The sequence below is a fragment of the Pantoea sp. DY-5 genome, from assembly GCF_019795955.1.
GTDB classification, from domain to species: Bacteria; Pseudomonadota; Gammaproteobacteria; order Enterobacterales; family Enterobacteriaceae; genus Pantoea; species Pantoea leporis.
On sequence record NZ_JAIMIE010000005.1, the window covers coordinates 154717 to 174287 of the forward strand.

A 19571-nucleotide genomic window follows, 5' to 3' on the forward strand; every position below is an offset into this window, starting at 1 on the left:
TAATGGCGACCGTTTCAAGCATTACTCACTCATTGGCATCGATAAAGTGTATGCGCTTGATGACATCAATTTTCATCGATGCAGATGGGATTTTCGAGGCGCTATTAGGTAAAATCAGGGAATCGTTAGCGTTTTTTAAGGTAAATTTAAAATGTTAGAGACAAGCCGCCTGATCCTCCGACAATGGCAGGAAAAGGACTTACAACCCTTTGCCGAACTCAACGCTGATCCTGAAGTAATGAAGTATTTCCCAAAAGCGCTGAGTCGCAAGGAAAGTGACAACGTCGTTGCAAGATTCATGGATATGATTATTGCAAATCAGGGTTGGGGTTTTTGGGCCGTTGAAATGAAAGATTCCGGCGAATTTGTCGGTAGCGTGGGTTTAGCACATCAGCCAGATCGCTTCGACTTTTCTCCCTGCACGGAAATTGGCTGGCGTATCAATAAAAAATTCTGGGGGCAGGGAATTGCCAAAGAAGCCGCCGAAGCATCGCTGGCTTATGCGTTTAATGTTTTGCATCTTCCCGAGGTCGTTTCGTTTACCAGCATTCATAACACGCCATCTGAAAATCTGATGCAGCGATTGGGGATGCAGAAACAAGCTACCTTTCTCCATCCCGCATTACCTGCCGATCATGCGCTGGCTAAGCATGTGCTGTATAAGATTTTCCACAAGAACTTTATTGACTTGCCTCTCTAACCCCGGCGTCAGTCAATGTCGCCCGCACATGAGGAAGACTCTGCGGATAATTTTGCTGAATAAACTCAATCATCTTTTCCCGCACGTAACAACGTAAATCCCAGGCGGTGGGGGAGTTCTGCGCCGTCATCAATAGTCTGATGGTCATGGTTTTATCGGTGGTATCCGTAACCTGTAGCACCTGAGTTTGTTGATCCCACAGTTTGGTTTCACTGAGGACTTTTTCAAAATGCTTGCGCAGAGGATCTAATGGCATGGAATAATCGAGGTAGAGAAAAACCGAGCCTAATATTTGGGCGTTATTGCGCGTCCAGTTCTGGAAGGCATTTTCGGTAAAGTAGGTAATGGGCAGCACCAATCGGCGCAGATCCCAGATACGTACCACCACATAAGTCAGGTTGATCTCTTCAATCCAGCCCCATTCATTTTCCACCACCACAGCATCATCAATTTTTATCGGTTGGGTAAAGGCGATTTGAATCCCGGCAAACAAGTTAACCAGCGATTTCTGCAGGGCAAAGCCAATGATTATACCGGCAACGCCGGCACCGGCGAGGATGGTGGTGCCGAATTTTCGCACCCCAGGGAAACTGAGCAAAATTAGCGAAAGACACAATGTCACCAATACGACGATTGCTACTTTTTTCACATACATTATCTGCGTGCGAATTTTTCGGGCACGAAGGTTATTCGACAGATTGATATCGTAGCGAATAAACAGCATATCCTGCGCCACATTAATTAATCGAATAAGCACAGAACAGAAGGATAAGATAATGAATATATTAACGGTGGTGGTAATAAAACTCAGGGATCCCGGTTGGATGTTAACAGAATTAAGTCCAGCACTGATTAACAGTAAAGGAATAAACAGGAACATCGATCCGCGCAGATGCTTTTCCAGTGATTTGAACAGTTTTCTGTCACGATTCTGCCAGTAGCGGATAAACCTGAGAAGGATAAAACGCGCCAGAAATCCTATTGCGAGGGAGAGAGTGACAAGCAAAACAGCAGGCACCCATGTTGGAGCACCAGATAACTCATCAAATAATAATGGCATTACTTTCCCTTTTATTAAGCCAACAACCTGGGTTGTCAGATAAGTCAAAAAAATCAGTAACCATTCTGTTATCGGTTATCTGCGGATTATTTATTCATGCACATCAGTATAGACGCTGTGACAGCAGGGGATGAATAGTAAGTGCATTGGTCGCCATGAATGGCGACCCTACGGCAGTTTGGCGAGGTTTGCAGGGGGGCACATTGATGCGCACCTGTTACGATAGTCGGTAAATCAATCACTTTGAAACTACAACTTTAGCTGGCTGCCTAAAATAGCATCGGCTTCCTGCAATGTCACATCGAGTCCGGCTGAAGGCGTAAATGTCAATTCGCCAAAAATAACCTTACCGTTGAGAAGGTAGAAGTCAGCGCGCACAAATTTAAAATCAGCTGCCAGCTTAACCGCATACTCTTTCATTTTGTTGAAACCTTCCGGCACTTTGGGATAGCTGTTGGTATTGATCAATTCAACAGTGTCTTCAAAGGGAAGCGGGTTCCAGTTCATATCAAAATAATAAAATTTCGGTGTGCCTTTCTCTCGCTCCATGCAAACCATTACCGCATAGGGTTTTCCATTGAAACAGTAGAATTTGTAATCCTCTGGAAAGCCACCACGTTCATTCTCAATATATTTTTCGCATAAGATTTTGCGATCTATTTTCTTATACTGGGGTTCAATAAAATGGGTTGAGAAATCCTGTTTTAACCATTTATTGAGCTGCTTGTTGGTTTGTCCAATGTCCAGTGAAGCTTTGTTGTCACAGATGATGTTATAGCCTGCACCATGGTTACACTTGAGGGCAAACTTATCGGGTAATGCGCGGTAGTCAATATCCTGTGGGTCATCATAAACGCCGTAGAGTTCATTCAGGATTTCACCACATCCTTTCGCTATCACATAATCCCGAACTTTATACTTATCCGCGCACAAAGTATAAATATCACCATTTAACTCATTGAATTTGAGCCACTGAATTTTTTCATTAAAATTGATTGGGTTGGTTAAGTTCAGCTTTTTCTTAAACTTAATATAGTAATGTGTTTTAGCGCAAAATTCTGGGTACATGTATGCGCTGATTTTTAACGCTGATTTGACTGTGTGTTTTATCATCTTCATTAAAATTATCTCAGTTTGAAAATGTTAAGATGCATTTTGATGATTGTTTTATTTCTAAAGAAGTAATTGAGTAAAGTGCAAGACAAAATCTCAACGATCAAAAAACAGTATGCAGCCCCATTAATACCGTAGGAATTAATCATTAGCCAGGATAGCGGTATGGTTAAGATACAGCATAAAAACATCTTTTTAGCCAGGTAACTGTATCCGGACTCTTTTATCATGTAGCGATAACAAATTGTGCCTAATGCAGAGAACATGGTACCAATTATAATAATGGGAATGATATTTACCGAATCCATATACTTATCGCCATACAGTAAATGAATAAAGTAAGCACCAAAAATATAAAATCCACCTAATGCAATAAGCGAAAAAAGGATGACAATGCGATTGATTTTAATCAGCAGCATTTCAACGGTGATTTGATCTTTTTCGCTGTAGATCTTTGAGAAGAAGCTTGTTATTAATGCCAATACGATAAAAGACCAGGCACCTCCTATGGTTAACGCGACGCTATACACGCCCAGGTTTGAGTAAGAAAGGATTTTTGCCAAAAAAATGCTCGATATCTGCGTATAGATGTCAGCCGATAGACTCGACAAAATCAACGCTCCCCCGGTGAATAACATATGGCGGTTATACATCCCGGCGCCTTTACGACTCGCATTTATTTTTGTGGTGTATTTAAAATAGATAAGTCGCAGGATATAAGGTATGAGCGGGATGACAATAATAGGAATGGTGAAGTAGTACACGGGCATTTTAAAGTATGAAATCGAGAATCGAATCAACAGAGCGACTGATAATCCAATCACATTGGTGATGGTGTTTATTTTTGATTTTAACTGCGTGTTGTTGTAGATGGAAAAGAAGTCCATCACGATGTAGTAAGTGGCAATGCAGTTGGCCAAACCAAATAGAAACACAATGATGTCAGTGAAGAGGTAGAGGTAAATCAACACTGCGCTTGATGACAGGAGGAAGAAGAACCGCCGTTGATTTTGCGTGTGCATCGCTAATGCGATTCCAGACTTACTATTTTCACTCATGCGTTTAAAAATGATGTTCTGACCGCCAAACCACGATAGCGTTTGCACAAATATAAACAGAGAAGTAGAAATGTTGATTTTGCCAAAGTCTTCAGGGCCAATGTATTTTGCCATAAGCGCATTTATATATATCAGCCCGATGATATTGACCGACTTTTCTAACATGATCCATATTGAGTTAGAGTACATTGCTCGTTTCTCATGTTTATAGCAGTATTGATGATGTTCAGCGTGTATAATTAATCATCCACAATATGAAACTTTTTGCTATATGCGTTAATGTTATTTTTTATTGCAACATGCTCATATATAAGCAGCGTTCAATGTCATATCATTTATTTATACTTGATTAATTTGGTTGACAGTGTGGCTGCTGAAATTGAATTAGTGAAGGGTTTTTAGATTAATCAGAATAGTGACATGGATTTCTAAATAATGAGTCCATTATTTAATGTTGTTTGCAGTAAATAATATGATGAGAAATGAGCTGATCAGTCAGAGTGGCAGGTAACAAACATATAACTGCTCTGCCAATCAACTCACTTGAAGCACCTCAAAGCGTCAGCCGAATAAACGCCTGAATATCCTCAACAGCTTCACGGTGTTTTGCCGGAGTCGGGCTGATCGTCAGGCTGTCGGCATAGCCGTTGAGCATGGCGGCGAGCTGGCGGGTGAAACGCGCTGTTTCAACAGGCCGGTAAATACCATTAGCGATCCCTTGCTCAACGATTGTGGTGATGAAATGGCTCCACTTCTGAATAAATAATTCTGCTAGCTCAGCAAAGGCTTTATCGCGGCCCGCCATTTGCCATAGTGAACCGTAAAGCTGCCAGACAGCGTCCGGGGCATCCGGCAGATAATTTTCTATGACGGTATGCAGTTTTTCAGCAGGTAACGTGGATTCAATGGATCGTGAGAAATCATCCAGCTCGTTCTGCAAATACCTTGTAAGGGCTGCGATGCACAGCGTCTGCCAGTCGCTGAAATAATAGTAAATATGACTACGTGAGATTGAGAGCCGTTCGGTCAGTTCGCGTGTCGAAACGTTTTCGATACCTTTCTCGGCGAACAGCATTGCAGCGCCATCCAATATGCGGTCTTTCAGCGCTTCCCTGGTTTCTTTCATGTTGCGGCTCCGTTGACTTTGAGCAGTTGCTCAAATAGACTTCCGATCAGAATTTGAGCATTCGCTCAAATTAATATTAACAGAAAATGATCCTATGCAAACGCATGAAATTATTGAACCGGTCAAAGTAACCGGCAGCGCGATTCAAACTTTAAAACACCTTGGGCGCCGTCATTACAGAAAGCTTTTCTTTACCTTATTGCTGGTTATTGCTGAAAACGTGACCTATTTGCTCTATCCATTGCTGGCCGGTTTTGCCATCAATGCCATCGTCGCAGGTAAGGCATGGCATGCATTATTTTATGCCCTTATGGTTTTCACCATGTGGGTTATCGGTGCTGCGAGGCGCAGCCTTGATACGCGCACCTTCGCGAGGATTTATGCCGAACTGGCGGTGCCGGTAATTGTTGCCCAGCGTCGGGAAAATCATAGTCATTCGACTATCGCCGCGCGCGTTGCGCTTTCAAGAGAGTTCGTCGACTTCTTTGAAAAACATCTGCCGGTATTGATTACTTCGCTGGCATCTATCAGCGGGGCAGCGTTGATGCTGCTGGCGATTGAATTCTGGTCGGGAATTGCCTGCCTGGCTGTTTTAGTGTTCTTTTCGTTTTTTCTGCCGGGTTACACCACTAAAAATGAGGCTCTATTTTTCCGGCTTAATGGTCGACTTGAAAAAGAAGTGGGCTTTATCAGCAGCGCTCCGGTGGCCTCTTTAAGCAGACATTACCGCGTGCTGGCGGGGCTGCGCATTCGCCTGTCCGATCGCGAAGCGATGGGATACCTTGCGATTGGCGCGGTCACCGCTTTGTTGTTTGCCATGACCATTTCCACCATGGCGTTACGGGGTGGAACCGATGCTGGCCATATTTATTCCGTCATGACTTATCTCTGGATGTTTGCGATGAGTCTGGATGATGCACCGCAACTGCTTGAAAAATATTCCCAGCTGAAAGATATCGGGAAAAGAGTGAATACCGATTCTGTCTAGATGCCAGCTGCAAGGACGGCAACTGGCTCGAAATGCCGCTCAATCCCGGAGGATCACCATTCATGGTGACCAGGTGCGCATGAATGCGCGCCCTACGAATAACCTCTCACTCCTGCACACGCTCAAAGGTGGCAATCACCCGGTCGATATGCTTCTTCATCGCGCTCCTCGCTGCTTTCGCATCGCGTTTTTCCAGCGCGGAGAGAATCGCCATATGTTCGGACTCTGAGACAAACGGCATATCGCTTGGCGTGTAGTGCGCCTGTAGCATGCGGAACATGCTGCCATAGCGATGGCCGAGCAGGTGGCCGATGATAAATCCATAGGCAGGATTACCGCTCGCCTGAGCAATGCGGATATGGAACAGGCGGTCGCCGGGATGAGTACGCGACTGCGCACGGTTGTCCTCGCAGTTTTGCAAATACGCTGCGCGAATCAGCGCCAGTTCCTGCTCGCTGGCATGCACAGCAGCAAGCGCAGCGGCTTCCGGTTCAATCAGACGGCGGGCTTGCAGCAGCGAGAAGGGCGGCAGCTCGGTGGAGAAATCCAGATTGATGCCCAGTTCATCGTCCGGCTCGTTCCACTGATCGCGTCCGGCCTGCATCATCACCGGCTCCTGCGTGCTGGAACGCGCTTTCACAATCACGCCATTGCCGACCTTCACATCCACCAGACCAATCACCTCGAGTGCGATCAGCGCTTCACGCACCGATGCACGACTCACTTGTAGCTGCTCAGCCAATTCGCGCTCCGCTGGCAAGCGGCTACCGGGCGGAAATTCGTTATTGTCGATAAGTCGCGTCAGTTGATCTGCTATTTGTCTGTAAAGCCTGGGGTTTTCCATCTTTTTGATCGGCATTGCGCTGCTCCCTGTCTAAATAAATTAAGTGATCAGTTGCACAAATAATCGTCAGGACACTTGTCAATGTTACGCAATTGTCAATAAAACGTAATGCGTAAGAGAAAAAGTAGCCAGCGTTATTTTGCTATCCCGCTGGGAAAAAATCACCTTTCAATGGCCTGACCATTAGATCTTTGGACCAGAGGAAATGCAATGAATTTACATGGAAAACGCGTGTTGATCACCGCCGCCGGACAAGGCATCGGGTTAGCCAGTGCGCGCTACTTTGCGGAGCAGGGCGCAGACGTCATCGCCAGCGATATCAACATTGCCGCGCTGCAGGATCTGCCCGGCATTCGCGCTTATCAGCTGGATGTCACCGACCGCCAGGCGATTAGCGCGGCGGCGCAGGAACTCGGCACGTTGGATGTGCTGTTCAACTGCGCGGGCGTGGTTCACAGCGGCAGCCTGCTGGAATGCAGCGAGAAAGAGTGGCAGTTCGCGCTCGATCTCAACGTCACGGCGATGTTTCGCATGATCCAGGCGTTTCTGCCCGCGATGCTGCAACAGCAAAAAGGGTCGATCATCAACATGTCATCGGTGGCATCGAGTGTGAAAGGCGTGGTCAATCGCTTTGCCTACAGCGCCACCAAAGCGGCGGTGATTGGCCTGACGCGTTCGGTGGCGGCGGATTACATAGGCGAAGGTATCCGCTGCAACGCGATCTGCCCCGGCACCATCGATTCGCCGTCGCTGCGTCAGCGCATTGCCGCGCAGGCGCAAGCGGAAGGACGCAGCGAAACGGAGGTTTATAACGGCTTTGTCGCGCGCCAGCCGATTGGCCGTATCGGCACTACAGAAGAGATCGCTTATCTGGCGGCCTATCTGGCTTCCGATGCCAGCGCTTACACCACCGGCACCGCGCAGATTATCGATGGCGGCTGGAGCAACTAACAGGAGTGGAACAATGAAATTATTACGTGTTGGCGAACCGGGCAAAGAGCGTCCGGCAATGCTGGATGAGCAGGGCGAACTGCGCGATTTGTCGCACTTCATTGATGATTTGGCGGGCGATGCGCTGCTGCCGTCCGCGCTGGAGAGATTGCGCCAGCTGCCGCGTAGCGAACTGCCGAAAATCAACGGTCAGCCGCGCATTGGTGCCTGCGTCGGGCAGATCGGCAAGTTTATCTGTATCGGCCTGAATTATGCCGATCACGCCGCCGAAACCGGTGCCGACATCCCGCTGGAGCCGGTGGTGTTTAGCAAATGGACCAGCGCGGTAGTCGGGCCGAACGACGCGGTGCGCATTCCGCGCGGATCGGTGAAAACCGACTGGGAAGTGGAACTGGGCGTGGTAATTGGCAAAGGCGGCAGCTACATCGCTGAAGAGGATGCGCTGTCGCATGTTGCGGGCTACTGCGTGGTGAACGACGTCTCGGAACGTGAATATCAGATCGAACGCGGCGGCACATGGGACAAAGGCAAAGGCTGCGACACTTTTGGCCCGATCGGTCCCTGGCTGGTGACCGCCGATGAAATTGCCGATCCGCAGCAGCTTGATCTGTGGCTGGAGGTCGACGGCAAGCGCTATCAAAACGGCAACACCCGTACCATGATCTTCTCGGTCGCGCACATCATCAGCTATCTCAGCCGGTTTATGAGTCTGCAGCCGGGCGACATCATCTCCACCGGCACGCCGCCGGGCGTCGGCATGGGGCAGAAACCGCCGGTTTATCTGCATGCCGGACAAGTGATCCGCTTGGGCATCGCCGGGCTGGGCGAGCAGCGTCAAATCACCGAGGGCAGCGCACAATGACCAAACTTACTGCACTGCGCGTAGAAGATATCCGTTTTCCCACCTCGCAGCATCTCGATGGTTCGGATGCGATGAATCCAGACCCCGATTATTCAGCCGCTTACGTCATCATCGAGACAGATAACGCGGCGATCAGCGGTCATGGCCTGACTTTTACTATTGGGCGCGGCAATGAAATTTGCTGTGCCGCGATACGTGCACTTGAGCATCTGATTGTTGGCCGCCAGCTGGAGTCGATCACCGCCGATATGGGGCAATTCTGGCGCGATGTCACCAGCGACAGCCAGCTGCGCTGGATCGGTCCGGACAAAGGCGCAATTCATCTGGCGACCGGCGCGGTGGTCAACGCGGTTTGGGATCTGTGGGCGAAATCCGTAGAGAAACCGCTGTGGCGGCTGGTGGCCGATATGTCGCCGCAGGAGTTGGTGCGCTGCATCGATTTCCGCTATCTCACTGACTGCATCACGCCGGACGAAGCACTCGCCTTGCTGTCGGCGCAGCAGGCGGGCAAAGCGGAGCGCATCCGCCAGCTGGAGCAGCACGGCTATCCCTGCTACACCACCTCGGCGGGCTGGCTTGGCTACGACGACGACAAACTGCGCCGCCTGTGCCAGCAAGCAGTCGATGCCGGCTTCTCGCACATCAAGCTGAAAGTTGGGCGTGATCTCGAAGATGATATTCGCCGCGTGCGCATTGCGCGCGAAGTGCTGGGGCCGGATCGCCAGCTGATGATTGACGCCAACCAGGTTTGGGAAGTGAATGACGCGGTGGATTGGGTGCAGCAACTGGCGTTCGCTCGTCCGTGGTTTATTGAAGAGCCCACCAGCCCGGACGATATCGAAGGACATCGCAAGATTCGTCAGGGCGTTGCGCCGGTGAAAGTGGCCACCGGCGAAATGTGCCAGAACCGCATCATCTTCAAGCAGCTGATTATGCGCGAGGCGATTGACGTGGTGCAGATCGATGCCTGTCGTCTCGGCGGCGTGAACGAAGTGCTGGCGGTGATGCTGATGGCGGCGAAATATCAGCTGCCGGTCTGTCCGCATGCTGGGGGCGTTGGCCTGTGCGAATACGTTCAGCATCTGTCGATGATCGACTTTGTTTGTATTGCCGGCAGCCATGAAGGCCGGGTCATCGAGTACGTCGATCATCTGCACGAACATTTCCTCGATCCGTGTGAAATCCGCGGCGCTGCTTATATGCCGCCGACTGCGCCTGGCTTCTCAATCGAAATGTATCCCGCTTCGCGTGAGCAATACCGCTATCACGCGCAGGGAGGCTGACGTGCGAATCGACGCTCATCAGCATTTCTGGCGCTACGACGCGGCGCACTTTCCGTGGATCGCCGATTCTATGACGCGGCTGCAACAGGATTATCTGCCCGACGATCTCGCCCCGCTGCTCGCACAACGTGATTTGCAAGGCTCGATTGCGGTGCAGGCGCGGCAGTGTGTGGCAGAGACGCAGCAGCTGTTGCAGTGGGCGCAGCAGCAACCGGCAACACAGGTGGTTGGCTGGATCGACGTCACCGCCGCGGATTTGGCGGAGCAGTTGGCGGCATTGCAGCATCCGTTACTGCGCAGCTTTCGTCATCAGGTGCAGGATGAACAGGATCCTGCTGCATGGTTGCAGCAATCGCGCGTGGCAACCGGCATCACTCAGCTGCAGCAGCGTGATTACGTGTGGGAAATGCTGGTCACCTGGCGACATCTGGCGGATGCCTCGCGCTTTGCCGCGCAGCACGATCGCCATTGGCTGGTGCTCGATCATCTGGGAAAACCGGATATTGTGCGCGGCGCTCAGGCGTGGGGCGAGCAAGTTGCGGAACTGGCCGCGATGCCGCATGTGGTCTGCAAATTGTCCGGACTCGTCACCGAAGCACCGCACGGCCAGTGGAGCAGCGCGCAGCTGCGGCCCTTTATTGATGAAGCGCTGGCGCGTTTTGGTCCGCAGCGCCTGATGTTTGGTTCAGATTGGCCAGTTTGCCTGTTGGCAGCGGAATATCACGCGGTGGCGCAGCTGATTGACTACGCGCTAGCGGAGCTGTCCGCCGACGAACAGGCCGCCATTTGGGGCAACACCGCCGCGCAGGTTTACAGCCTGACAGGAGAAAATAATGAATCTGTTTTTGCAGGATAAAGTGATTATCGTCACCGGCGGCGGATCGGGCATTGGTGCCGCCATCTCACGTCTGCTGGCGGAAGAGGGCGCAATTCCCCTTATCGTCAGCAACGCCCAGCCTGAAGAGATGTGGCTGGCCGCGCTGCGCGAACTGCAGCCGCAAACGGAAGTGCTGCTAGCCGATCTCTGTGATGAGCAGAACTGCCAGCGTGCGGTGGAAGCCGTGCAGCAGCAGTTTGGTCGCATCGACGGTTTGGTGAATAACGCCGGCGTCAACGATGGCGTCGGGCTGGAAGCGGGGCGCAGGGCGTTTATTTCCTCGCTGGAAAAGAACCTTATCCACTATTACCAGATGACGCATTTCTGCCAGCGCGCGCTGGAAAACAGCCGCGGGGCGATCGTCAACATTGCGTCCAAAACTGCGCTGAGCGGGCAAGGCGGCACCAGCGGTTACTGCGCGGCGAAAGGGGCGATTCTGTCACTGACGCGCGAATGGGCAGTATCGCTACGACATAGCGGCGTGCGGGTAAATGCCGTGGTGCCCGCCGAAGTGATGACGCCGCTTTACGAACGCTGGATCGGCACCTTTGCCGATCCGCAAACTGAACTGGAGAAAATCACCCAGCGTATTCCGCTTGGCCAACGCATGACCACGCCGCAAGAGATAGCTAACACCGTGGTGTTTTTGCTTTCGTCGCGTGCTTCGCACACCACCGGCGAGTGGTTGAGCGTCGATGGCGGCTATCTGCATCTTGATCGGGCGCTGTTATGAGTGGCGCAACTGAGCGTTATTGTCTGGCGCTGGATCTGGTGGATGAGGCCGAGAAGATCGCCGAATACCAGCGCCTGCATCAGCGCATCTGGCCGGAAGTGGCGCAGCATTTGCGCCAGCACGGCATCGTGAATATGGAGATTTACCGGCTTGGCACCCGACTTTTTATGCTGATGGAGGTGAACGATCGCTTTAACACGCAGGATTTTGTTCAGGCATCTGAACAGGACCCGCAAATTCAGCGCTGGGAAGCGCTGATGTGGCAGTTCCAACAGCCAACGCCCTGGACGCCCGAAGGGGAAAAATGGGTGGCGATGGCGCGAATATTCTCTTTGCAGGACCAATAACAACACTTACCGACCGTACCCTACGAGGATATAACCATGTCAACACAACGCGTCGAGACGCCTGAAAATATGGGCGTCAGGGGAACTATTAGCCTGCGCTGGGCGTTCATGCTGATTACCACCCTGTTTTTCATGTGGGGCGTTTCATACGGCCTGCTGGATGTGCTTAATAAACACTTTCAGGAAACATTAAACGTCACCAAAGCACAATCGGGATTATTACAGGCGGCCTATTTCGGTGCCTATTTTATCGTCGCATTACCTGCCGGTTATTTTATGCAGCGTCACGGCTATAAAGCCGGAATATTGGCGGGATTATCGCTGTATGCCATCGGCGCACTGCTGTTTGTGCCAGCGGCGATGGTCAATGATTTCTCGGTATTCCTGTTTGCGCTGTTCGTGCTGGCGTGCGGGCTTGGCTGCCTTGAAACCGCCGCCAATCCGTATGCCACGGTGTTGGGCGATCCGAATGGTGCGGAACGTCGTCTCAATCTGGCGCAATCCTTTAACGGGTTAGGACAGTTTGTTGGACCGATGATCGGTGGATCGTTGTTCTTTACCCAGGCTAGCCAGGACGCGGCGCAGGACAGCGTGAAAATCACCTATGTGGTGATTGCGTGTGTGGTTATCTCGATCGCACTGTTATTTAAACGCACCGCCTTGCCGGATATTCGTGAATCCGCCAGCCAACATATTCAGCAGCCCGGCGCTACCTTATGGCAGCAAAAACATTTTGTCGGCGGCGTGATTGCGCAGTTCTTCTATGTTGCTGCCCAGGTTGGCGTTGGCGCCTTCTTTATTAACTACGCCACCGAACACTGGCACGGCGTGACCAACCAAAGCGCGGCTTATATGCTTTCGGTCGCGATGATCTGTTTCATGCTGGGGCGTTTCTTCTCAACCTGGTTATTGGGACGAGTGAAACCGGCCGCGATGCTGGCGGCTTACGCGCTCATCAACATCGTACTTTGCGCGGTGGTTATGGTGGGCGCAGGCGATGTTTCCGTCGTTGCGCTGATCGCCATCTTCTTCTTTATGTCCACCATGTTCCCCACCATCTTTGCCATGGGCGTAAAAAATCTTGGCGAATCTACCAAACAGGCCAGCTCGTTTATGATCATGGCAATTGTCGGCGGCGCGATTATGCCCTATTTCATGGGGCTGATTTCTGACCACGTCAGTACCGCCGTGGCCTACAGCTTGCCGCTGCTATGCTTTGTTGTGGTGCTGGCCTATGCGTTGAGGCAGCGCAGACATTCATAATGCGATGAGTGGTTTGAGGGGCGATTCTGCGGAATCGCCTTACGAGTGAACGTTAAAGTAATGCGTGCAAATGCCGATAATCGTTTCAGGCTTTTAAAAGCTGTTTTTGTACTCAATATTCGTATTAATCAGGAGAGCAAGATGGATGTATCACAAATTACATCACTGGCTACCGGCCTTGATAACATGGAACTGGCTAATAAAATAAGCACATTAGTACTGAAGAAGACATTAGATAATCAGCAATCGATGGCGAGCGGCATTCTGGATTCGATTCCTCAGTTGCCTGCAAACCCTGCAATTGGGCGCAACATTAATACCACTGCCTGAACTCAGCATTGACGTTTTTATGGAGTGATGTCGATCGGGTATCACTCCTCAAATGATTAAATAGTGTTGGCATGTTATTAGCGGAAGAAATTACAGGGTGAAGGTGTCGATCACACATCTTGTTCGCGCAGGGTTTTACCGACATTTCCGCCCGGATGGACGTTGAGCAGCCGCTGCTGATCGAAGCCGTTACGCAGCATGATGTTACAGCACAGCGCATCGAACACCGCCAGCACCAGCATGATAGAAGTGGTAGCCAGCATATTGAGCGGGTCAATCTCCCGCTCGATATGCGTTTTCACCACCAGCGTAGCGGCGTCGGCAATCGCTGAGTCCAGGTTTTCCGTCACGCTGATGATAGCAACGCCTTTGGTTTTAAGCGTCGGCAGCAGGCGCGTCAGTTCTTCAGAATTGCCGCCACGTGAAATCAGGATCATCAGGTCGTTGTTGCGCATAAATCCCAGGTCACCGTGGGCTGCATCGGTCGCGTTGAGGTACACTGCCGGCTGCTCGACGCACGCCAGCATATGGGCGATTTTCCGCGCGGCAATGCCCGAGGTGCCAACACCGGTCACAACAATTTTACCGTGACATCCGGTAACCAGCATCAGGAGCTGATGCCAGGTTTCGGCATCAAGATTACGTTGTAACGCCAGTAATTCCTCGCTATAGGTCTGCCAGGCCTGACATGCCTGAGTAAATTCTTCTTCCGCATTCATTCGGTTTTCCCCTGCATCAGGTCTCGATATTTCATGCTGTCGTGATACATCTCGTGGAATACGCGGTATTTACGATCGTAATACTCTTTAATTTTGTTGGTCTGAGGTGTGATGGTTTTACCAATGCGGCTCATAGCAGCCATGGCTTCCGGCAGCGAATCATAGACACCCGCTGCAACGGTGCCCATCATGGCGCTGCCGAGCAACATCGCTTCACTCTCTTCCGGCAACAGCATTGCGCAACCTGTCGCGTTGGAATGCTCCTGCACAAAAATCGGGTTTTTAGTGCCGCCACCACTCGCCATCATGGTATCAATGCAATAACCACTCTGGTTCATGGTTTCAATAATATGACGAGTGCCGAGCGCCAGCGCCTGAATGGTGGCGAGATAATGCAGCGCCATGTCTTCCGGCGTGCGAGACAATTTCAGGCCAGTCAACGTGCCCGTGAGTGTTGGATTGGCACGCGGTGAGCGGTTGCCGTGGAAATAGGGCAACATATGAATGTCTTTGGTCAGGAACGCGATATTTTCTGGCTCACCCGCCATTTTGCGCAAAATACCATTCAGAATTTCATAAATCGTTTTGCCGCTGTCTTTGCCCTGTTTAAGCAGATCCTGATAACAGGGGTGCGATTGAATGACATGATCAATCAGCGCGCCGGTGGTAGATTGTCCGCCTTCATTAAGCCAGTAATCCGGCAGAATCGCCGAATAATAAGGCCCCCAGATCCCACCGATATAGCGCGCGCTTCGCGACATCGCCATATGAGCGGTGGATGTCCCGCCAATGAGCGCGATGCGATTATCGAAATCTGCTGATTCGCCGGATGCGCCACTGGCACCCAGAATACCGAGGCTGCCTGCGTGGGCATCAATAATGGAGACGCTGACTGCTGTACCCGCGATCAGCCCCATCTCTGCGGCGGCGCGCTGTGTCAGGCCATGGCCCAGCGGTTCACCCATGGTTTTTACTTCACTGCCGATTTTTGACGCGTTGTTTTCCAGTAAATCTTCCAGACCGATCTGGCGGAAATAGCTCGAGTCCCAGCGGTCTTCGTGACCGATATACGTCCATTTGCAGACGGTGGAGCACAACGAACGCGTGGTGTCCTGCGTGGCCCGCCAGGTAAGAAAATCAGGCAGGTCGAACAGATGCCCGACGTTGCTCCAGGTCGTCGGCATGTGTTGCTTCAGCCACAGCAGTTTTGGCGTCTGCATTTCTGGTGAGATGATTCCGCCGACAAATTCCAGCACGCGGTGGCCGGTGGCATTGATGCGTTCTGCCTGCGTGATAGCACGGTGATCCATCCATACAATAATGTTCTGCTCGCTTCGCCCGGACGGGCTGACGGTCAGCGGTTTACCTTCTTTATCCAGCACCACCAGCGAACAAGTGGCGTCAAAACCGATGCCTTTCACCTGAATAGGATTGATATCTGCCTGATTAACCGCGTCTTTTACGGCGTTACAGACGGACTGCCAAATCTCATCGGAAGACTGTTCGACGAAATCGGCTTTCGGGCGGTACAGCGTGATCTCACGGCTGGCCTGGCCGACCATGCGGCCGGTCATATCGAAGACGCCTGCGCGGGCGCTGCCGGTTCCTACGTCTATTCCAATAAAATATGTCGCCATGTTTTTTCCCTTCGTAAAAATCTTTCGCTTATGATTTTCTGTTTTGCAGAGCGATAAACAGGATCAGGACGCAACCCCACAGCGCCATGGTCAGATAACTGCTAACGCCCATCAGGTTAAGGCCGCTCTCGAGCATTTGCAGGACGATCAACGCCAGTACCAGTCCGATGACCCGGCCAAACCCGCCGTCGGGATTAATTCCGCCAAGTACAGAAGCCAGAATGGTCACCAGCAAATAGGAGTCGCCATAGCCTGCTTTGGCCGAGTTGAATTTGGACATCATCAGCAGTGCCGCGCCCCATCCGAGCAGCGCGGAAAGCACATACACCGCGAGAGTAACTTTGTGGGTATTGACACCACTGAACCGCGTGGCCTGTTCGTTGGAACCCATCAGATACAGGCTGCGTCCCAGCGTGGTATGTTCCAGTAACACCCACAACAGCAGCGCCACCAGCAGGAATAACAGCAGCGCAACCGGAATGCCGAGCAGGCTGCCGTTGCTGAGATATTGAATGGCTGCCGGGAAGCCGGAAATCACAGCACCATTGGTTAGCAGAATATTCAGCCCGCCAATCAGCGTCATGGTACCGAGGGTCGCCAGAATCGGCGAAACACCGATATAGGCGATCAGTGCGCCATTGAGCGCGCCAATGAGCACAGCGATGACCAGACCCGCGAGCATCGCCAGCGCGAAATATTCTGGCTGGTTCGGGTGCGCGACCAGAATGGCCGCCATCGCCAGCGAACAGGCATTGGCTCCGGCAATGACCGAAAGATTGATACCGCCGGTGAGCATCGTGATACCCATCCCCAGCGCCAGCATGCCCAGAATCGGTAACTGAGAGGAGATCGACTGGAAATTGCCGACGCTGTAAAAACTGCCGCCCAGCGTGAACGAGAACAGCACGGCAACGGCGACGATGATCAATAACTGCAAGCGGATGATGCGATCGCCAGGAAAGAAGCGGTTTAAGGTTGTCATGTCACATTCCCTTTGCCAGTTTGCGTTTTTCATTCCATGCGGTGCTGCTGATGCTGACCAGAATGATCACGCCGCTGAAAACCTGATGCCAGTAAGATGAAATGCTCAGCAAGGTCATACCATTTTGCAGGAAGGCCAGCAGCATTACCCCCAGAATGGTGCCGGTCAGCGAGCCACGGCCACCGGTCATGCTGGTGCCGCCTAATACCACCGCCGCCAGCACCGTCAGCTCATAACCCAGCAGGGAATTAGGCGCGACAGACTGGGTGATTTGCGCCTGAACCACGGCCGCTATACCCGCCAGCAACCCCATAAATCCGTATACATAAAAATGCAGTCGCAGGATGTTCAGGCCGAGACGCGACGCAGCGTCTCGGTTGCTGCCCATGGCATAAATCTGGCGCCCCACGCGTGTGCGGTTCATCAACACGCCGGTGGCGATGATCACGCCTAGCAAGCTAAGCAGCGGCAGTGTCAGGCCATAGTCGTAACCGTCGGCGGCGGTAAAGGAGAACCAATTAATACCGTTCATAAACCAGTCGGGAAACCCGTATAACCAGGTGCCATTGGTGACATACACCAGCAGACCGTAAAACAGGTTTAACGTGGCAATGGTGATAATGATGGCCGGAACGCGTAGCCAGTACACCAGAAAACCGTTGACCAGCCCGAGCAACAACCCGCTGCCCATCGACAGGGCAAATGCCAACGGAAAGCTACCGCCGTGATGGATGATGTAACTGGCCATCACGTACTGACCGATTGAGGTGATGGCCGGGAAGGAGATGTCGATGCCTCCGGCAATTAACACCACAAACAGTCCACAGGCCAGAATGGCAAGAATGGCGTAGCTGGTGGCGACGTCAGTCAGGTTACCCAGGGTCATAAATTCACTGGTGCCGACGCTTAAGCCAATCACCAGCAGCAGAACCAGTAATCCCAGCCAGAATTCGTGCTGGGAAAACAGTTTCGACAGAGATTTATTATCCATTAATCACCTCCGCAATCTGCGCTTCGCTGCTTTGGTGCGGCGCGAATTCCGCTACCAGTTCGCCTTTGCGCATCACCAGCACGCGATGACTGTTGTAATACGCTTCCGGAATTTCATCGCAAATCATCAGCACCGCCATGCCAGATTCCGCCAAATCGCGTGCGATGCGATAAATTCCCTCTTTGTTGGCAATATCTACGCCGACGGTCGGCGAATCGAGGATCAGAATATGGGGTTGTGTTGCTACCCATTTGGCGATGGCGATACGTTGTGCGTTACCGCCGGAAAGGGTTTTAACGGGTAACTGGCTATCCGAAACTTTGATGTTCAAATCGCGGATTAGGTCTCTTACCACCGCTGCGGCTTTCTTATGGTCCATTAATCCTGCGCCGGTGTGCAGCTTGTCGAAAATGGACACCAGCGTGTTGTCATAAATGGATTGCTCCATGATCAGACCCTGCGTCAGACGGTCTTCTGAAACATAAGCAATGCCGTGACGGATGGCGTCGCGGTTACTGTGGAATTGCACCACATTGCCGTTAACGCGGATTTCTCCGCTATCTGGTTGGCTCATGCCGAACAGGCTCAGACAGAGTTCCGTCCGGCCCGAACCGAGCAGGCCAATAATCGAGGTGATTTCACCCTGGCGCAGCGCCAGTGAAATATTCTGATACTGACCTTTGCGGCTTAGTTGGCTGATTTCAAGGAGTGGCGTTACGTTGGCTGGCGCACGATGCGGCAGATGACTGTAGGTAAAACGTTGTCCGGTCATCAGGAATGCCAGTTCATTACTGTCGAGTTCGCTGGCCGGATAGGTGCCAACCAGTTTGCCGTCGCGCATCACGCTGATGCGATCGGCCACTTCCATCACCTCATCAAGACGGTGGCTGACAAACACCACGCAGATACCGGCGGCTTTGAGCTCATTCACCACGCGCAACAGACCATTCACTTCAGTACGAGTCAGCGATGCGGTCGGTTCATCCATAATCACCAAACTGGCGTCAGCGGCGATAGCGCGGCATATGGCGACTAATTGGCGATCGGCGATCGACAGCTTTTCGACTTTACGATCCGGATCCAGAGAGACGCCGACCCGTTGCATCGCTGCCACTGCTTTTTTGCGCATTGCCTCGCGATGTACCCAAAAATCTCCGCCTGGTAAATAACGGTGAATGGCAATATTTTCGGCTACTGACAGATTGGGAAATAAAGACAAATCCTGATAAATAACCTGAATGCCGTAATACGAAGAGAGCTGCGGCGTAAGAGTATGAAATAGTTTTCCGTCCAGCGTAATGGCCGCGCCTTTTTCCGGCTGATAAACACCAGAAATGACTTTAATGATGGTACTTTTGCCACAGCCATTTTGACCAGCAAGGCAATGCACTTCGCCTTTATTTAACGTCAGGCTGACATTGTCTAATGCTAGTACGCCGGGAAATTCTTTACTGATTCTTTCAAGGCTGATAAAGGCCTCATAAGGGGCAGGGGACGTATTAAGCGTATTCATCACCGATCCTTAAGCATATCCTTTATAATTCCAGTGGGCGCTGTCTGCACAGATTTAATTGAATCAATGAGATACGTTTTCTCATTGGCCGCTTTGCCCTGGCTGGAGTTATTAGGGTATAAATTTTCATGTCTGATTCGAGATCTAAATACGGCACAACATACAACGCCGTATTTATTTCTCTTAGCCTGGTG

20 protein-coding genes are annotated in these 19571 nt (G+C 51.4%); 10 read left to right on the forward strand and 10 right to left on the reverse strand.

Annotated elements, in window-relative coordinates; translation table 11 throughout:
• Positions 1-151 precede the first annotated feature (151 nt).
• On the forward strand, positions 152-700 hold the full coding sequence (locus tag K5Y30_RS16975; RefSeq protein WP_222212363.1) for a GNAT family N-acetyltransferase: 549 nt from the start codon (positions 152-154) through the stop codon (positions 698-700).
• Here the strand turns inward: K5Y30_RS16975 and K5Y30_RS16980 are convergent.
• The 4 genes from K5Y30_RS16980 to K5Y30_RS16995 all read right to left on the reverse strand — a co-directional run bounded on the left by K5Y30_RS16980 (position 681) and on the right by K5Y30_RS16995 (position 5057).
• Complete coding sequence (locus K5Y30_RS16980) at positions 681-1760, reverse strand: mechanosensitive ion channel family protein (protein ID WP_222184090.1); 1080 nt, start codon at positions 1758-1760, stop codon at positions 681-683. The two genes, K5Y30_RS16975 and K5Y30_RS16980, sit on opposite strands and share 20 nt — an antisense overlap.
• 249 nt (positions 1761-2009) lie before the next feature.
• Positions 2010-2879: an ATP-grasp fold amidoligase family protein gene (locus tag K5Y30_RS16985; RefSeq protein ID WP_222184093.1), complete on the reverse strand. Its 870-nt coding sequence runs from the start codon at positions 2877-2879 to the stop codon at positions 2010-2012.
• 5 nt (positions 2880-2884) lie between these two features.
• Complete coding sequence (locus K5Y30_RS16990) at positions 2885-4120, reverse strand: oligosaccharide flippase family protein (RefSeq protein WP_222184095.1); 1236 nt, start codon at positions 4118-4120, stop codon at positions 2885-2887.
• A gap of 364 nt (positions 4121-4484) precedes the next feature.
• Positions 4485-5057: a TetR/AcrR family transcriptional regulator gene (locus K5Y30_RS16995; protein ID WP_222184097.1), complete on the reverse strand. Its 573-nt coding sequence runs from the start codon at positions 5055-5057 to the stop codon at positions 4485-4487.
• 94 nt (positions 5058-5151) lie between these two features.
• Here K5Y30_RS16995 and K5Y30_RS17000 point away from each other — a divergent pair, with 94 nt between their 5' ends.
• Positions 5152-6045 carry an ABC transporter six-transmembrane domain-containing protein gene (locus K5Y30_RS17000; protein ID WP_222184099.1) on the forward strand — a complete coding sequence of 298 codons (894 nt, stop codon included), beginning with the start codon at positions 5152-5154 and terminating at the stop codon, positions 6043-6045.
• A gap of 106 nt (positions 6046-6151) precedes the next feature.
• On the opposite strand, the gene K5Y30_RS17005 is transcribed toward K5Y30_RS17000, so the two are convergent.
• Entirely contained in the window at positions 6152-6904 is a 753-nt protein-coding gene (locus K5Y30_RS17005) for a FadR/GntR family transcriptional regulator (RefSeq protein WP_222184101.1), read from the reverse strand.
• A 195-nt stretch (positions 6905-7099) separates the two neighbouring features.
• On the opposite strand from K5Y30_RS17005, the gene K5Y30_RS17010 reads away from it, so the two are divergent.
• The 8 genes from K5Y30_RS17010 (at position 7100) to K5Y30_RS17045 (ending at position 13535) form a co-directional block, all read left to right on the forward strand.
• Positions 7100-7840: an SDR family oxidoreductase gene (locus K5Y30_RS17010; protein ID WP_222184103.1), complete on the forward strand. Its 741-nt coding sequence runs from the start codon at positions 7100-7102 to the stop codon at positions 7838-7840.
• 13 nt (positions 7841-7853) lie between these two features.
• Entirely contained in the window at positions 7854-8702 is an 849-nt protein-coding gene (locus tag K5Y30_RS17015) for a fumarylacetoacetate hydrolase family protein (protein WP_222212365.1), read from the forward strand.
• Entirely contained in the window at positions 8699-9985 is a 1287-nt protein-coding gene (locus K5Y30_RS17020) for an L-fuconate dehydratase (protein ID WP_222212367.1), read from the forward strand. The genes K5Y30_RS17015 and K5Y30_RS17020 overlap by 4 nt, the downstream gene beginning before the upstream one ends.
• Before the next feature lies 1 nt (position 9986).
• Positions 9987-10841, forward strand: a complete 855-nt coding sequence (locus K5Y30_RS17025) for an amidohydrolase family protein (RefSeq protein WP_222184109.1) — start codon at positions 9987-9989, stop codon at positions 10839-10841.
• Positions 10819-11595 carry an SDR family oxidoreductase gene (locus K5Y30_RS17030; protein WP_222184110.1) on the forward strand — a complete coding sequence of 259 codons (777 nt, stop codon included), beginning with the start codon at positions 10819-10821 and terminating at the stop codon, positions 11593-11595. The genes K5Y30_RS17025 and K5Y30_RS17030 overlap by 23 nt, the downstream gene beginning before the upstream one ends.
• Positions 11592-11942, forward strand: coding sequence for an L-rhamnose mutarotase (locus K5Y30_RS17035; RefSeq protein ID WP_222184111.1), 351 nt, complete (start codon positions 11592-11594; stop codon positions 11940-11942). Before K5Y30_RS17030 ends, K5Y30_RS17035 begins: the two co-directional genes overlap by 4 nt.
• A 36-nt stretch (positions 11943-11978) precedes the next feature.
• Positions 11979-13205, forward strand: a complete 1227-nt coding sequence (gene fucP / locus K5Y30_RS17040; RefSeq protein WP_222212369.1) for an L-fucose:H+ symporter permease — start codon at positions 11979-11981, stop codon at positions 13203-13205.
• Between the two features lie 141 nt (positions 13206-13346).
• Positions 13347-13535, forward strand: a complete 189-nt coding sequence (locus tag K5Y30_RS17045; protein WP_110867097.1) for a YjfB family protein — start codon at positions 13347-13349, stop codon at positions 13533-13535.
• A gap of 110 nt (positions 13536-13645) precedes the next feature.
• Here the strand turns inward: K5Y30_RS17045 and K5Y30_RS17050 are convergent, their stop codons facing one another.
• The 5 genes from K5Y30_RS17050 to K5Y30_RS17070 are packed head-to-tail and all read right to left on the reverse strand — an operon-like array spanning position 13646 to position 19377.
• The gene (locus K5Y30_RS17050) at positions 13646-14254 is read right to left on the reverse strand and encodes an SIS domain-containing protein (RefSeq protein WP_222212371.1); all 609 of its coding nucleotides are present in this window, start codon (positions 14252-14254) and stop codon (positions 13646-13648) included.
• Entirely contained in the window at positions 14251-15891 is a 1641-nt protein-coding gene (locus tag K5Y30_RS17055; protein ID WP_222212373.1) for an FGGY-family carbohydrate kinase, read from the reverse strand. Before K5Y30_RS17055 ends, K5Y30_RS17050 begins: the two co-directional genes overlap by 4 nt.
• Positions 15892-15919: 28 nt before the next feature.
• A complete protein-coding gene (locus tag K5Y30_RS17060; RefSeq protein ID WP_110867099.1) occupies positions 15920-16873 on the reverse strand; it encodes an ABC transporter permease in 954 nt (317 codons plus the stop codon).
• A 1-nt stretch (position 16874) separates the two neighbouring features.
• Positions 16875-17864 carry an ABC transporter permease gene (locus K5Y30_RS17065; RefSeq protein WP_210080148.1) on the reverse strand — a complete coding sequence of 330 codons (990 nt, stop codon included), beginning with the start codon at positions 17862-17864 and terminating at the stop codon, positions 16875-16877.
• Positions 17857-19377: a sugar ABC transporter ATP-binding protein gene (locus tag K5Y30_RS17070; protein WP_222212375.1), complete on the reverse strand. Its 1521-nt coding sequence runs from the start codon at positions 19375-19377 to the stop codon at positions 17857-17859. The genes K5Y30_RS17065 and K5Y30_RS17070 overlap by 8 nt, the downstream gene beginning before the upstream one ends.
• Between the last annotated feature and the right edge of the window lie 194 nt (positions 19378-19571).

Coding starts and splice junctions, on each gene's coding strand:
- K5Y30_RS16985 (WP_222184093.1), bottom strand. CDS start 2,879: ATGAAGATGATAAAACACACAGTCAAATCAGCGTTAAAAATCAGCGCA.
- fucP (WP_222212369.1), top strand. CDS start 11,979: ATGTCAACACAACGCGTCGAGACGCCTGAAAATATGGGCGTCAGGGGA.
- K5Y30_RS16990 (WP_222184095.1), bottom strand. CDS start 4,120: ATGTACTCTAACTCAATATGGATCATGTTAGAAAAGTCGGTCAATATC.
- K5Y30_RS17015 (WP_222212365.1), top strand. CDS start 7,854: ATGAAATTATTACGTGTTGGCGAACCGGGCAAAGAGCGTCCGGCAATG.
- K5Y30_RS17020 (WP_222212367.1), top strand. CDS start 8,699: ATGACCAAACTTACTGCACTGCGCGTAGAAGATATCCGTTTTCCCACC.
- K5Y30_RS17065 (WP_210080148.1), bottom strand. CDS start 17,864: ATGGATAATAAATCTCTGTCGAAACTGTTTTCCCAGCACGAATTCTGG.
- K5Y30_RS17000 (WP_222184099.1), top strand. CDS start 5,152: ATGCAAACGCATGAAATTATTGAACCGGTCAAAGTAACCGGCAGCGCG.
- K5Y30_RS17060 (WP_110867099.1), bottom strand. CDS start 16,873: ATGACAACCTTAAACCGCTTCTTTCCTGGCGATCGCATCATCCGCTTG.
- K5Y30_RS16975 (WP_222212363.1), top strand. CDS start 152: ATGTTAGAGACAAGCCGCCTGATCCTCCGACAATGGCAGGAAAAGGAC.
- K5Y30_RS17050 (WP_222212371.1), bottom strand. CDS start 14,254: ATGAATGCGGAAGAAGAATTTACTCAGGCATGTCAGGCCTGGCAGACC.
- K5Y30_RS17055 (WP_222212373.1), bottom strand. CDS start 15,891: ATGGCGACATATTTTATTGGAATAGACGTAGGAACCGGCAGCGCCCGC.
- K5Y30_RS17010 (WP_222184103.1), top strand. CDS start 7,100: ATGAATTTACATGGAAAACGCGTGTTGATCACCGCCGCCGGACAAGGC.
- K5Y30_RS17070 (WP_222212375.1), bottom strand. CDS start 19,377: ATGAATACGCTTAATACGTCCCCTGCCCCTTATGAGGCCTTTATCAGC.
- K5Y30_RS16980 (WP_222184090.1), bottom strand. CDS start 1,760: ATGCCATTATTATTTGATGAGTTATCTGGTGCTCCAACATGGGTGCCT.
- K5Y30_RS17035 (WP_222184111.1), top strand. CDS start 11,592: ATGAGTGGCGCAACTGAGCGTTATTGTCTGGCGCTGGATCTGGTGGAT.
- K5Y30_RS17045 (WP_110867097.1), top strand. CDS start 13,347: ATGGATGTATCACAAATTACATCACTGGCTACCGGCCTTGATAACATG.
- K5Y30_RS17030 (WP_222184110.1), top strand. CDS start 10,819: ATGAATCTGTTTTTGCAGGATAAAGTGATTATCGTCACCGGCGGCGGA.
- K5Y30_RS17005 (WP_222184101.1), bottom strand. CDS start 6,904: ATGCCGATCAAAAAGATGGAAAACCCCAGGCTTTACAGACAAATAGCA.
- K5Y30_RS16995 (WP_222184097.1), bottom strand. CDS start 5,057: ATGAAAGAAACCAGGGAAGCGCTGAAAGACCGCATATTGGATGGCGCT.